General features: G+C 33.8%; 13 protein-coding genes. 5 read left to right on the top strand and 8 right to left on the bottom strand.

Going from position 1 to position 14819, the window contains the following annotated elements; all coding sequences use genetic code 11:
- Nucleotides 1-151 precede the first annotated feature (151 nt).
- From TD18_RS02650 to TD18_RS02630, 5 genes are all read right to left on the bottom strand, one after another.
- Nucleotides 152-985: a GLPGLI family protein gene (locus TD18_RS02650; protein ID WP_040248152.1), complete on the bottom strand. Its 834-nt coding sequence runs from the start codon at nucleotides 983-985 to the stop codon at nucleotides 152-154.
- Between the two features lie 243 nt (nucleotides 986-1228).
- Complete coding sequence (locus TD18_RS02645; protein WP_040248149.1) at nucleotides 1229-3979, bottom strand: TonB-dependent receptor; 2751 nt, start codon at nucleotides 3977-3979, stop codon at nucleotides 1229-1231.
- 58 nt (nucleotides 3980-4037) lie between these two features.
- Nucleotides 4038-4916: a GLPGLI family protein gene (locus TD18_RS02640; protein ID WP_040248146.1), complete on the bottom strand. Its 879-nt coding sequence runs from the start codon at nucleotides 4914-4916 to the stop codon at nucleotides 4038-4040.
- A gap of 106 nt (nucleotides 4917-5022) precedes the next feature.
- Nucleotides 5023-5838, bottom strand: coding sequence for a GLPGLI family protein (locus tag TD18_RS02635; protein ID WP_052461020.1), 816 nt, complete (start codon nucleotides 5836-5838; stop codon nucleotides 5023-5025).
- A 5-nt stretch (nucleotides 5839-5843) separates the two neighbouring features.
- Entirely contained in the window at nucleotides 5844-6212 is a 369-nt protein-coding gene (locus TD18_RS02630) for a hypothetical protein (RefSeq protein WP_040248144.1), read from the bottom strand.
- A 123-nt stretch (nucleotides 6213-6335) separates the two neighbouring features.
- Between TD18_RS02630 and TD18_RS02625 the strand changes: the two genes are divergently transcribed.
- The 5 genes from TD18_RS02625 (at nucleotide 6336) to TD18_RS02605 (ending at nucleotide 10636) form a co-directional block, all read left to right on the top strand.
- Entirely contained in the window at nucleotides 6336-7952 is a 1617-nt protein-coding gene (locus TD18_RS02625; RefSeq protein WP_040248143.1) for a sensor histidine kinase, read from the top strand.
- Nucleotides 7945-8625, top strand: a complete 681-nt coding sequence (locus tag TD18_RS02620) for a response regulator transcription factor (RefSeq protein WP_040248140.1) — start codon at nucleotides 7945-7947, stop codon at nucleotides 8623-8625. Before TD18_RS02625 ends, TD18_RS02620 begins: the two co-directional genes overlap by 8 nt.
- Nucleotides 8626-8658: 33 nt before the next feature.
- Nucleotides 8659-9444 (top strand): hypothetical protein, encoded by a 786-nt coding sequence (locus TD18_RS02615; RefSeq protein WP_040248136.1) that lies wholly within the window; start codon nucleotides 8659-8661, stop codon nucleotides 9442-9444.
- 2 nt (nucleotides 9445-9446) lie between these two features.
- Nucleotides 9447-10061: a deoxynucleoside kinase gene (locus TD18_RS02610; RefSeq protein WP_040248133.1), complete on the top strand. Its 615-nt coding sequence runs from the start codon at nucleotides 9447-9449 to the stop codon at nucleotides 10059-10061.
- Nucleotides 10062-10180: 119 nt separating this feature from the next.
- A complete protein-coding gene (locus TD18_RS02605; RefSeq protein WP_040248130.1) occupies nucleotides 10181-10636 on the top strand; it encodes a glycosyl-4,4'-diaponeurosporenoate acyltransferase CrtO family protein in 456 nt (151 codons plus the stop codon).
- Here the strand turns inward: TD18_RS02605 and TD18_RS02600 are convergent.
- From TD18_RS02600 to TD18_RS02590, 3 genes are all read right to left on the bottom strand, one after another.
- Nucleotides 10626-11627 carry an App1 family protein gene (locus tag TD18_RS02600; RefSeq protein WP_040248128.1) on the bottom strand — a complete coding sequence of 334 codons (1002 nt, stop codon included), beginning with the start codon at nucleotides 11625-11627 and terminating at the stop codon, nucleotides 10626-10628. The two genes, TD18_RS02605 and TD18_RS02600, sit on opposite strands and share 11 nt — an antisense overlap.
- Before the next feature lie 83 nt (nucleotides 11628-11710).
- A complete protein-coding gene (locus tag TD18_RS02595; RefSeq protein ID WP_040248125.1) occupies nucleotides 11711-14122 on the bottom strand; it encodes a sodium-translocating pyrophosphatase in 2412 nt (803 codons plus the stop codon).
- 117 nt (nucleotides 14123-14239) lie between these two features.
- Nucleotides 14240-14767 (bottom strand): inorganic diphosphatase, encoded by a 528-nt coding sequence (locus TD18_RS02590; protein WP_040248122.1) that lies wholly within the window; start codon nucleotides 14765-14767, stop codon nucleotides 14240-14242.
- Nucleotides 14768-14819: the final 52 nt, after the last annotated feature.

Genomic DNA, 14819 nt, shown 5'->3' with positions numbered 1-14819 from the left:
GATTTCGCATCTATATATTAAAGACGAAATCGATTAAAACATTTTTAAGGATAACGGTGTTTTAAGCGATGGATCCACATAAATATATTTCATAAATACAATAAAAAAGCCTTTTCAGAATTGAAAAGGCTTTTCTTTTTCATAAGCAATTTTAGCCACGACCTCTGCCCATACGATTATTACGAAATTCTGTCATTTTCGAAATAAGTGTTTCCTGATATTCTTTTTTTGTGGTTTCTTTTCCTTTATCTGGAGCTTCAATTTTTAAGTCTTCTTCCGGATTAATAACCAGTTTAGAACATAACATGGTTGTGTCTCCAGCACTTACTTCCAGAATTAAACCAGGAAGTCCCCAAAATTCTGATGGCCCATGAGCCACAGGTATTTGAGGTGTGTACCAAGCCTCTACATCAGTCATTGGAATTTCCGGCGCATTGGTTTCACCGTCAGCTGTTTCTGTTGCATTACTACTTCTCAATTTATCCCAAGAAAACGAATACCATGTTAATTCATCTGTGGGTATTGACGCTGTAGCTTTAAAGCACGTATAATTACCAATCTGTTTCGTTTCTGTACCCATAATCCATTCGATGGGTTGTAAACTATCTTTGACTAAAAATCGTTTCCCATAGAATTCTTGATCTTGAATTTGAGTGTTGGTTTTAACATTTTTATATTGATCTCCTGCTGCAAAATTTTTACCCCAAGAATCAGTTGCTCCAGACATGGCATCTAATTTATCAGCTTCTTTAAAAAAAGACGCTTCCTTATTAAAATTAAGAATGTATGTTTTTTCTAATCTGTTTTTCAGATTGGCCATGACTTGCTTTTTTTGGGCTTCGCTAAGTCGTTTTCCCCAATTACCTAAATCTAATGTAGACTTAGAAATGTACGTGGCTTGTCCTTGAAATTCTTGTGCTTGCACATGTAAACTCAGAAGTAGAGCGACTACAAAAAGACCTATTTTGCTGGCAACTGTTTCCATAATATTATAAATAGCTGATTAACTGTTTAACAAATTTAAAAAAATGTTAAACATTTTGTTCGGCATTATCATAAAATTAACAGTAAAGTTGTTCTACTATGAATTCATAAAAAAACAGTCTTCTTTTAGGGGAAGACTGTTTTTTTGCGTTAAGGATTGAAAGGTTTGTTTGAGCTCCTCACTGAGATCGAGCCTTGAAAGCCTGACTAACCGTAGCTTAAGCGAAGGTTAGTAACGCCCAAATTACAAGGTATAAATGATTCTAAACGTTACAAATCTTGGTTGAATAAATGTTTCTGAGTTAAATACTGAAATATTATTAGCGCTATTATTGACGTTTGAGTCAATATCGAGTAAGTTAGAAGCTTTTACCTCATATTCCCATTTAGCATCTTTATCTTTTCTGTAGGCTAAACTCGCGTCCCATGTTTGAAATGATTGTGACGGTCTAACGCCATCATCTTGATTGGTATAAGTGAAATCGGTTCTAAAGGTTACTGATTTCCATAAATATGCATCAAATTCTACTGATGGTGCATTAGTAACGAACCTAGTTGACGTGGCACCTTGGTCATTATTGGTAATTGAATAGGCATATCTTAATCGAACATTAGGAGCCTCTCTGAAATTAGTTCGTAACTCAGGTGTATAACTTTGGGTAAAGTTTTCATTAACTGTGCGAATATCTTGTACAAACTGATTTTGTTTAGCGTACGAAAAACGCACTCCTAATCGTGCTCTTATTTTTTTAAAGGTACGTTCTACGCGTCCGAAAACTGTAGCAGATTCGTCTGCAAAATTAGAGTTGAAAAATGAACTGGTCCTAATAACATTATCAAAATTTGTGGTGCTTCTTATTTGATCAATATTTTTACTGTAATTAGCAATAGCGAACACATTGGTGTAATTGAAAAGATTAAAACTAAAATATCTCAAACTCAAATTATGTGATAATGAATTTTGTAATTCTTGATTACCATAACTGATATTACTGAAACTGTTTAAGACCAAACCTTCAGCTAAGCTTGTTACATCTGTAAACGAATTACTCATATTGTAGCGAAAGGTTAAACTTTCACTCTTTTTAAATTGAATAAGCGTTTCGAATTCAGGTAAGACTCTGAAAAAATTATCTTTGTATTCTTCACCATATTGAATGTTTCGGTTACCATAAGCATGTAGAGAAAATCCAGGTGTAATCGTGAATTTTCCAGATTTAACTCTATAACGAAAACCTAAATACACATCACTAAAATTATATTCGGTGTCATTTTGGTTAAGCAAAATATTTCCATCACTATCTGTTAACGTTGCAACTGGGTCAAAATAAGAACCATTATCTAAAAATTGAAAAATATTAGAATTGAATTTTTGATTGCTTAATATCGTTCCAAAAGTTAAATTGATATTGCTCTTGTTATTTAAGATATAATAGTAATCTATTTTAGCATCTAATTGATTTGACTTGATACGTCTATTTTGGTTAAGATTATATCCAAATTGATCTCTGTCAAACCCTAAAGCTAAGGCTGTGTTATCAAAAGCATCTTGATCTTGCTGAGGCGCACTATTATTAGTAGGGTCATTAACAAGTAACGCGTTGTAAAACGGGTCTTCATCTTTTATGAGATGTTGTGCTTCAAGTGCAAAAATATTCTTTTCGTCAAGCGTATAGTAATAATTTAAGTTTTGATTGATACTAAAAGGGGTTACTTCATTTAACTGATTGGTATTTCCAACTACAGAGGACACTTCAGATTGCCTTTCAGAATCATTAGAAATTCGACCTAGTAAATCATAATCTAATTGGTTATTAAAGTTTGGTTTGTAAGTTGCACTCAACTTTGCAATCCCTTGATTAGTAGCCTCTCTTCCCGTTTGCACTTTTTCTTCATTAGGAATTCCTAAATCAGGATCTATATATCTGATAAAACTTTCTTCCCGTGTTCTTAAACGACTACTGTTGTAAATTAAAAAACCACTCAAATCAAGAGCTTTGTTAGGTGAGTAACTAAAATTACCTGCTGCCAATTTTGTTTCGATGTCTTGAGCATTACCAAGATTTGTTAGTCCTCCCAATCCGTTATCTCCGAGATTAATATTGGTACCACTACTTTGACTAGGACGTCTAAATCCGCCTCCAAAATTTCTGATATCTCGATTGGTTAAAGCAACTTCTCCAATATTGTTCAAATCACCTATGACATTTAAACTATATTTCGGACTGTAATAAAATAGCTTTGGTTGTACTAAGTACAATTCTTTATCAGGAGAAGTACCTACTCCAGCGGTAACATCTCCAAACCAAAAATTTTCTTTCCCTTCTTTTAATTTAATATTAATAGCAACATTATCTTGGTTATTTTGAACACCACTTAACTGACCAACTTCTGAATAGTTACGCAATACCTGAATTTTATCAACCGCATTAGACGGAATATTCTTTGTTGCTAACTTTGAATCTCCATCAAAAAAGTCTTTTCCATTAACCATTAATTTATTGACGACTTTACCTTCGACTTCAATTTGTCCATCGTCATTTATTTCAACACCTGGTAATTTCTTGAGAACGTCTTCCAGCTTTCGTTCAGAGCCATCTTTAAATGAATCGGCATTATAGACCAAGGTATCTCCTTTTATGGTCACAGGCATTTCATACGTTAATTCTACGGCATCAAGTGCATTATCGTATTGAAGCGTGAAATCTTTAGAAATATCATCTTCTTGAGTAGATAACTCTTCAGAAACCGACTTCATGCCGATATAACTGACTTGTAGGATATAGACTTTACTTTTATCGAGATCTAGTTTATATTGACCTTTATCATTTGATATGGCATATGAAGCCATCGCTTGTGTTTCCTTATTAATGGCTATTATATTAGCCAATTCAAGAGGTGACCCAATACTATCTTTTACGACTCCTCGAACCGTTATTTGCGAACTTGCTACACTTGTTACTAGAAGCAACATTAGTAAGACTATATTTCTCATTTGTCGTATTATATTTCTATTATTAATTGCTTTTAAAAAATTGAATCATGACATCATGTTAGTCTCTTCGACCTCTTCCGCCTCTTCCGCCGTACATTTGTCTCATCTCTTCAATTTTTTGCTTCATAATGGCATTATATGCTTCTCGGGTAACAACCTCACCAGTATCCGGTTTAGTTATCGCTTCTTTTTCCTCAGGATTCATCACAATTTTTGTACAAAGCATAACGGTTCTATCGGCTTGTACCTCTAGAATCAAACCTGGTAGTCCATGATATTCTCCGGGACCAGTGCTTACTGGTATTTGAGGTGTATACCATGCCGTAACTACAACAAATTTTGGTACTTCAAGTTCATCCAAAGGATTTTCTGATTGTATGGAATCTTTTTTAGTGTCTCCCTCATTTTTTTCGTCATTATTTCTACCTCGTCTTCGCATACTCATAAAATCCATGTCGTCAACAGGCTTTACCGTTGTTGCTTTAAAACAGGTATACTGACCAATTAACTTGGTTTCGTTTTCAAGCTTCCATTCTAATTTAGGTAGTGAATCTTTGACTAGAAACTGTTTTCCAAAAAATTCTTGCTCTTGTAATATGAGATGCTCCTTAATATTTTTATACTGAGGACCACCTGTAAAGCTACTCATCATTCCTCGCCATGGACTACCTCCCGAACCTGGAGCATCTAATTTTTCTTCTTCCTTGTATGTAGATTCACTACGATTAAAATTCAATACATAGGTTTTTTCTAGCATACTTTTCATACGTTCTGCAATCATCTTTTTTTGCTGATCACTCATTTGACCTCCACCAAAATTACTCATGTCAACAGTTGTTTTAGTCTGATAAATTGCTTGTCCTTGAAAGTCTTGTGCTGTAAGCAAACCACTTACAAAAAATAATACTGCGAAAATTTTGATGGTTACGGATTTCATAAAATTTGTATCTAAAGTTAAGAGTCTAAAAATAGGTCATAAATACAAATTAGACTTTAAAAAGCAACTTTAGTTAAACCAAACAAAAGTTAAAGTATTCCTAAAATTATCCTCCAATTTTAATAAATCTTGTCTTACCATCATCTCTTCTTGTCGGAAAACGATCCATCATTTCTTTTTGTTTTTCGTCCATGATTTTTTCAAACTCAGCCTGAGTTACCACTTTTCCCTTGTTGGGTTCATTGATGTTAATATCTTCTTCCGGATTAAGTACAATTTTTGTACAAACCAAAGTGAGCTCACCATCATTAATTTCCAGTATCAAACCAGGCAATCCATGATAATCCATTGGACCATTTGAAACAGGAATCTGAGGTGTGTACCATACAATAGTAGTTCTTTCCTTTTCTACTGTTTCTAGTTCATTTTCTTCAGTTATTGTTTCAGTTGTATAGGAATCTTTAAACACAGCTTTATAACATGTATAAAGACCAATATTCTTAGTTTCATTTATGAGTTCCCATTTTCTATACACGAGGCTGTCCTTAACTAAAAATAGCTTTCCAAATATTTCTGTTGCATTACTGTATCTTTTCTCCTTAATATTTTTATACAGTGCTTCAGACCCTTCAGAAATTGTTATTTGGAAACCACTTGAAGCAGGTGCTGGAGCTGCTAGCTTTTCATTTTTCTTATAAAATGATTGATACTTATCAAAAGTTAAGGTGTACTCTTGCTGAAACTGTTTACGCAATTGCTCCTGAATTTGCTTTTTCATCTCAGCATTTTTATCATCTTCATCCATCTCTAAATCAACTTTACGATGTGACTTGTATATGGCCTTTCCTTTAAATTCTTGTCCATAAACTTTAGTATTAACTAAAACCAGTGCGACAACTAAAACATTAATAATGATTCTCATGACTACTATTTGCTTTTGTAATAGTTAATGGCTCCTTGTCTTACTTTTTCAATCGTTTTTAAAAATCCTCTGCGATCATCAACATTACCCATTACTTTATAAGATACGCTACTTTTTTTGTTATCAGACATTTCTTTTCCATTACAAATCATTTCAAACGATACGTTTTCATTTTCTGGCAGGTCATTTAAAATATCTTTAATATCATTCATGGTAAATGTTCTTTTTATTTCATTTAAAGAATTGACGACAACCGAAATTTTAAAATCGGTAACCTTAGTCACTTGAATCTTTTTAGAATGATCAGAATTTTGAGATTGAGCAACACTAATTGTTGCTAAAAAAAGAAATAAAATTGTAAATGCAGTTTTCATATTTATTGGTTTTTAGATTATTACTCTGCAAATATATGTGGCACTATCATGGCTTTTAGTTAACCAATGTTAACGTGTGTTAACCGATTAGTTTTTAACCACTTTAACATTTACATTTGAATTATGAACGACAAACGTTATCAATACATCTTATATCTTATTGTTTTTGTGATTCTTAGTACGATTGCAATTCAGGTGTTCTGGAATTACAAAAACTACCAGAGTAATAAGCAGCAAGTTTACAATGACATTCAATGGAGTTTAGATAATGCTGTAGAAACGTATTATTCAATGCTTTCTAAAAAGAATTTTCTAACCATCGTAGATGGAAGTGAGGCTGATGACCAAACTGATTTTAGTGATATTGGTTGGGACAGTATTTTGCAACCTTTCAAAAGCAAACTCAAAACTATTGAAGATCAAAACAATGGTAACGATGCTTCGCTTAAAATTACTACAATTGATATTTCTGGTGATGACCAATCGCAGTTAGACAGCATAGATGGTTTATTTTTTAATGACGTATTTAATACTTATGAAGATAGCCTCAATAAAAAAATACTGGCTAGCGATAAGGTAATTGTAGATAAATTTACACAAATTTCTAAAGACAAAAAAAGTGGATTAACCTTTGATAAAGGCAAGCAAACTATCTCAAAAAATAAGGTGTTTTGGGGTAAAAAATCTAGAGATAGTTTAAAACTAATAAAAGGACTAAAAACTATTTATATTGCTATGCAGCAAGATTCTTTAGACTATAAAAAGCTAGACTCTCTGCTTGTCTCAGAATTAAAAAATAAAGGTGTTTATAATGATTTTTATCTGACTCATTTCAAAAATGAAGACACATTATACGCTTCTAAGTCAAGCACTCAACCTGAGTTCCCTATTAAAAAGAATGCAAAAACTACCTATTTAAAAGGCGATGAAACTATCACATTACATTTCAAAAACCCAGTTAAAGAAACATTTAAACGGAGTCTTCTGGGTATTTCACTTTCTACATTATTAATCCTTGCAGTAATAAGTTGTTTGTTTTACTTACTTAAAATTATCAAACAACAAAAGCAATTGTCTGAAGTTAAAAACGACCTCATCAGCAATATCACTCATGAATTTAAAACACCTATCGCTACTATTGGTGTCGCTTTAGAAGGCATTCAGAATTTTAATATCATCAATGACAAAGAAAAGACCAAAACATACTTAGCCATGTCTAACAATCAATTGTCTAAATTGAATATTATGGTTGAAAAACTTCTCGAAACAGCGACGCTTGACAGCGAGAATTTAGAACTTATTAAAGATCGATATAACATTTCAGAGGTAGTAACGACCATCGTCGAAAAACATAAAATGCAAAATGACAAATTGGTGAACTATGAGATCGATGACAATCTGTTTGCTCAAGTAGATGTATTTCATTTTGAAAATGCTATAAATAATGTCATTGATAATGCATTTAAGTATGGTGGCAATCAAATTGAGGTGAACGTCAAAAGTGATTCTTCGCAAATAAAAATCGCTATTTCAGACAATGGAACAACCCTTACAAAAGCAAATATAAATCGGGTATTTGAAAAGTTTTACCGAATTCCTAAAGGTAATACACATGACATCAAAGGCTTTGGAATTGGATTATACTACACTAAGAAAATTATTGAAAAGCATAATGGAACTATCCAAATTGAATTAGATAAACAAAAAACAACCTTTAAAATTGTCATACCAAATGCCTAAAACTACTATTTTACTCGCTGAAGACGAACCTGCATTAGGACAAATTATCAAAGAAAGTTTAGAGACAAGAGGCTTCAAGGTTTTATTATGTGATAATGGTGAAAAAGCTCTAGAAACCTATCAAACCCAGCATCCTGAACTCTTAGTATTAGATGTTATGATGCCAAAAAAAGATGGCTTCAGTCTCGCTAAAGACATTAGAGCCATTGACGACACGATTCCTATTATTTTTTTAACGGCTAAATCTCAAACTCAAGATGTTGTAGAAGGATTTACAATTGGTGGCAATGATTATCTAAAAAAACCCTTTAGCATGGAAGAGTTGATTGTGAGAATCAATAATTTACTCCACAGAACGACCATTCAAAAAACGTCTGAAATACTGCAACTGGGTGACTATACATTTAATTTCCCGAAGCAAACTCTCGGATTTAAAGACAACGATTCTATTCTGCTAACACATCGTGAAGCACATTTACTATTTCATCTGGTAAAGAACAAAAATAAAGTTTTAGATCGTTCGCTAATTTTAAATAAGCTTTGGGGAAATGACGATTTTTTCAATGCCAGAAGTATGGATGTTTTTATTTCTAAACTTCGTAAAAAGCTCAGTAAAGACAATTCCATTCAAATTTTAAACGTTAGAGGTTTTGGATATAAATTAATCTGCTAAAAGTGGTTTGATTTTTGTACTTTTCAAATCCTTATGCGATATATCATATACATCTGTTTGTTGTTCACAATGACTATTACTAGTCAGGAATCTGTAATAGATGCTAAGCTTATCAGTTCAACCGATCTAAAAGTAGATCAGGTTGTGGATCTTGATAATTTTGAAACCTTTTATTTCATTCGAGATAATACGATTTATAAGCAAAACAAGGATGGCACTTCAATAAACTACAGTAATTATCAGTTAGGAGAAATCACGACAGCCAACACCTTCAACCCTTTGAAAATCAATTTGTTTTATCAGGATTTTAATATGGTTATTATATTAGACAATCGCTTAGCTGAAATTTTCAAAATTGATTTCAATACCATCCAACCCTATAAAAATGTGAGTCATGTCTCAACCGGATTTGATAATACGCTTTGGGTGTTTAATGTTGACTTTCAGAAATTAGAACTCTACGATTACAAAGCCAATAAAACACGATTCTCAGCAGTGCCTGTACAATCGTTAGTATTAGATTTAGAGAGTGATTATAATTTTTGCTGGCTACTTACCGAAAAATTTTTATATCAATACAATTATTTTGGTAGTATGATTTCTAAAATTGAAAATACAGGCTTTACCGAAATATCTAAAAGTAATGGTCATCTCATTTTAAAAAAGGAAGACTCTTTGTATTTCAAACACAAGAAAAAGGAAGATTTAACACCTATTAAACTTCCAAAATTGTTAATAAATCAGTTTTTATTGACCAATGAAACCTTGTATATTTACGATCTTGAAAAACTCCATAAATACCAACTAAAAATCAATTAGATATGCATGTTGCAGTTGCAGGAAATATAGGTGCTGGTAAAACAACACTCACAAAACTACTCGCTAAACATTACAAATGGGAACCTCAACTTGAAGATGTTGTCGATAATCCGTATCTCGATGATTTTTATAACCAGATGGAACGTTGGAGTTTTAATCTACAGGTCTATTTCTTAAATAGCAGATTTCGTCAAGTAGCGCAAATTCGTGAGAGTGGTAAAGACATTATTCAGGACAGAACCATTTACGAAGATGCGCATATTTTTGCACCCAACTTGCATGCCATGGGTTTGATGACCAATCGTGATTTTGAAAACTACCGTTCACTTTTTGATTTGATGGAGTCCTTTGTTGAAGGTCCAGATTTATTAATCTATTTGCGTAGTTCTATTCAAAACCTTGTAGCTCAAATACATAAAAGAGGGCGTGATTACGAGAATTCGATAAGCATTGATTACCTCAGTCGACTTAACGAACGTTATGAGGCCTGGATTCATGGTTATGATAAAGGCAACTTGCTTATTATTGATGTAGATCCATTAGACTTTGTGGCCAATCCCGAAGATTTAGGAGGTATTATCAATAAAATTGATGCACAGATTAACGGCTTATTTTAGGGCGTTTCCTTCCTTCGCTATAGCTGCGAAAGGTCAGGCTATCACTACTCGCTCTTTTCAAGGAGCTCAAACATGCCGTTCTATCCTTAACGCATAGCTAGAACTTAATTCATGTTAAGATGATATCTATTTATATTTTTAATTCAATCGCCTTTACATTGGGCTCATGGACCATAGGTTTGATTCTAAATAACGCGATTAAAAACATGGCGTTTTATTCAAAACTCTCCCATTTTAATTTTATAAAGAACGAAGCGACTTATCACACGATCGGAATGACAGCTTTTAAATGGGCACTTAAAAACTCTTTCTTTAAATACTTTAATCAGAAAATAAAATTTGAAACCAGACCAAGCAGCACAGAACTACAAGCCATTAGAAATGAAATGACTCATTCTGAAATTGGTCACTTGATTGCTTTCCTATTCATCTTTATTATTGTCATAATAAAATTGGTAAATGGAGCACTAATGTATGCTGCTATTTTGTTTATGTGTAATATCGTTTTCAACCTGTATCCTTCGTTATTACAACAGCAAAACAAAAAACGAATTGATAGAATCCTTAAGCAATAAAGCCATTATGTTGAGCATGCTTAATCGCCTGATCACTACTTTCAACTAATAAGACTGGAATCTGATTGTAATCTTGAAACAGCAATTTCACGCGTTGCATTTTCTTTTTATGAGAAACGCTTCGCAAATAAATAGCTGCAACTTGAGATGGAAATGCTTTCGCAATAGCAATGTAAATATCGGCATCGTGCTCACCACTGTCTCCTATTAAAATAAATTTTAAATGCGGATAGGTTTTCAGAATATTTACAATTTCAATATGTTTTTGTGGCTGATCACCAGATTTCTTTTTGAAAATATCCTTAAAACTTCGCAATAAAATAGGCCCTTTTGGAAAGGTGTTTTGTTTAAGAAAGAATTCTAAATAGCGATATAAATTCCACGGACTATGACTTACGTAAAAAATCGGATTAGCATTATCGCCAGATGCTCCTCGATGTAACTTATGATAGAAATCAGCCGCACCTTCTAATGGAATTCGACTAGCAGCATTTTTAAAAATACTATTTAAGAGTACTTTCCATTTTAATGTAGACACAACTCCAGTATGAATAATGGTATCGTCAATATCGCTTATTACTCCGAAGTCTGCTTTCGGACAAGGTATTAATAGTTCACCAGGAAATCGGTTCTCATTCTGAATACTGCGTTTAATATTCACATCATTATAGGATGCTTCAATTTTGAGCCAGCCTTCATCATTTGCCATAGCATTTAAGTTCTTTAACTGTACATCAATTTTGAAATACCCATGGTCGTCTGTGATAGTTTTTAGAACCGTTTTGTCGGGTAAGGAGATTTTGAGTTCCGTGTGTTTAATTTCATCGGTTTCAAACCGTTTCCATGAATTGATAAATAAGCCCAACAGCCCTTTTTGTTCTAGGTTAATTGTTTCATCTTCCAATGCACGTCCTCGCATATAAAAATGTGTGTCAGTACCATAACTTTGAAAGATTACAATTTGTAAGGGATCCTTTTTGAACCAGTTCATCTAATAGATTAGAATTAAAAAACTAAAATTAATAAAAAAAGCCACGACTAACGTGGCTTTTTAATATTTATATGTGGTGCAACCTATTGTTTGGTTACTTCCATTTCTTTAATTACATTTTTGCCGTTAGCCTCTTTAAGAGATTTTTCAAAAGCTCTTAGCTTTGCTTCAACTTCAACTTCTGTTCCGTTGAAAACCTCTTCTTTACTTACTTCCACTCCATTTTCAATAGTAGTGTAAGTGACAGTCGCTTGTGCTATATCTTCAGCATCTAAAGTCATTTCAATGTTAATATCATTAGTCATTGTGACACCTTCATCAGATGTATGTCCACCTAAGATTGGTGCAATCACTAAACCAATTAAACATGTTAACTTAATTAAAATATTCATAGATGGTCCAGATGTATCTTTAAAAGGATCTCCAACAGTATCACCTGTTACAGCCGCTTTGTGAGCATCAGAACCCTTAAAAGTCATTTCGCCATTAATCTCAACACCAGCTTCAAAAGATTTCTTAGCATTATCCCAAGCACCTCCAGCATTGTTCTGAAAGATTGCCCATAACACACCCGAAACTGTAACACCTGCCATATAACCACCTAACATTTCAGCAATCGCTAAAGGATTCATACCAAATAACATTGGCACAAAAGCAATAATTAATGGGAATCCAATGGTTAATAAACCAGGTAACATCATTTCTTTTAAAGAAGCTTCAGTTGAAATCGCAACGCATTTATCATATTCAGGTTTCCCTGTACCTTCCATAATTCCTGGAATATCTCTAAACTGACGACGAACTTCTTCTACCATTTCCATGGCAGCTTTACCTACAGCATTCATTGCCAAAGCAGAAAATACAACAGGTACCATTCCACCAACAAATAGCATTGCTAATACTGGTGCTTTAAAGATGTTAATTCCGTCAATTCCTGTAAACGTTACGTAAGCCGCAAATAAGGCTAATGACGTTAACGCTGCAGAAGCAATAGCAAATCCTTTTCCAGTTGCAGCCGTTGTGTTACCAACAGAGTCCAAAATATCAGTACGTTCTCTTACGATAGGCTCTTGCTCGCTCATTTCAGCAATACCACCTGCATTATCAGAGATTGGTCCGAATGCATCAATAGCTAATTGCATCGCTGTAGTTGCCATCATTGCAGAAGCTGCTAAAGCCACACCATAGAATCCAGCAAAAGCATACGATGCCCAGATTGCTCCAGCAAATAATAAAACGGATGGGAACGTAGAAATCATACCTGTTGCTAAACCAGCAATAATATTTGTTCCTGCTCCTGTAGACGATTGTTGTACAATATTTAAAATTGGTTTTTTACCTAATCCTGTATAGTATTCCGTTACTGAAGAAATAACAGCACCTACGAATAAACCTACTAAAGTTGCATAGAATACCCTCATTGAAGAAATCTCTTGCAATCCTTCTCCGAAGAAATTCATTTGCATTGTTTCAGGTAACATCCAAGTTACCAATCCGAAACATGACACAGCCACTAAGATAATTGACGTCCAGTTTCCAACGTTAAGAGCTCCCATAACTTGAGCTTCTTTAGCATCGTTGTTTTTTATTTTTACCAACATGGTTCCAATGATAGAAATTATAATTCCAGCACCAGCGATTGCCATTGGCAAAAGGATTGGACCAATACCTCCAAAAGCATCAGAAATTGCTCCTCCCATATCTTTAATTACATAGTTACCTAAAACCATTGCGGCCAATACTGTTGCCACATACGATCCAAATAAATCGGCTCCCATACCAGCAACATCACCAACATTATCACCTACGTTATCTGCGATAGTAGCAGGATTACGAGGATCATCTTCAGGAATACCAGCTTCAACCTTACCAACTAAATCAGCTCCAACATCGGCAGCCTTCGTATAAATTCCTCCACCTACTCTTGCGAATAATGCAATCGATTCAGCTCCCAAAGAAAAACCAGCTAAAGTTTCTAATACGATGGTCATGTCCATTGTATTTGTCCATTCGCTTCCCATAAAGAACCAAAAGAAAAATATAAAGAATGCTGTTAACCCTAACACAGCTAAACCTGCTACACCAAGACCCATGACTGTACCTCCTCCAAAAGAGATTTTAAGGGCATTAGGCAAACTGGTTCGGGCGGCTTGTGTAGTTCTAACGTTCGTTTTAGTTGCAATTTTCATTCCTATGTTTCCTGCGAAAGCTGAAAATACAGCTCCAAAAACAAACGCAATGACAATTAACCAGTGTGTTGTTGGCACAATAAAAGAGACTACAGCCAATAAAGCTGCTACAATAACAACAAAAACAGCAAGTAATTTATACTCAGCATTTAAGAAAGCCAAAGCACCTTCATAGATGTGATCTGAAATTTCTTTCATTTTACCATCTCCAGCATCTTGTTTCATAACCCAAGATTTCTTAATGAGCATGTAAATTAATCCTAAAAGCGCCAAAGCAATTGGCATGTAAATCATTAGTGATTCCATATTTTAATATTATTTGATTTGTTAATTAGCTGGGCAAAAGTAGTGAAAACCATTAAAACAAAAAAAACCCTTTTGTTTTATTACAAAAGGGCTATCATATGAGTTATGAATTAAAAACTAAATAGTGAAATCACCATTAGCCTTATGTTCGCTGTTTTCGTATCTATCGATGCAGTTATTTAAAATCTCGTAAGCCTCTTCAGCATTTCCCCAACCACCTACATCAACTTTTTTCTTTTCTAAATCTTTATATACCTGAAAAAAGTGTGTGATTTCTTTGATTCGATGCGGATTCAGATCTTGAATATCGTTGTAAGTATTCCAAATTGGATCTGTTACTGGCACACAAATTAATTTTTCATCTGGTCCTTTTTCATCAGCCATATGAAATACACCAATTGGTTTTACTTCCATCACACACATCGGAAATGTTGGTTCAGTTCCCATCACTAAAACATCTAAAGGATCGCCATCTAAAGCTAAAGTTTCTGGGATAAATCCATAATCACCAGGATACATCATAGATGAAAACAACATGCGATCGAAACGTATTTTATTAAGTTCAAAATCGTATTCGTATTTGTTACGACTTCCTTTTGGGATTTCTATCAGTACATCAAAAGTTAATTTTCCTGCTGGTGTCATATATTTTTAAATCTAATTTCGGGCTGCAAAGATAATATATTGTTTGGGTTGA

It is taken from the genome of Psychroserpens mesophilus, from assembly GCF_000826645.1.
GTDB classification, from domain to species: domain Bacteria; phylum Bacteroidota; class Bacteroidia; order Flavobacteriales; family Flavobacteriaceae; genus Psychroserpens; species Psychroserpens mesophilus.
Note: the sequence above shows the minus strand (reverse complement) of the source record. Positions and strands in the feature narration are given on the sequence as shown.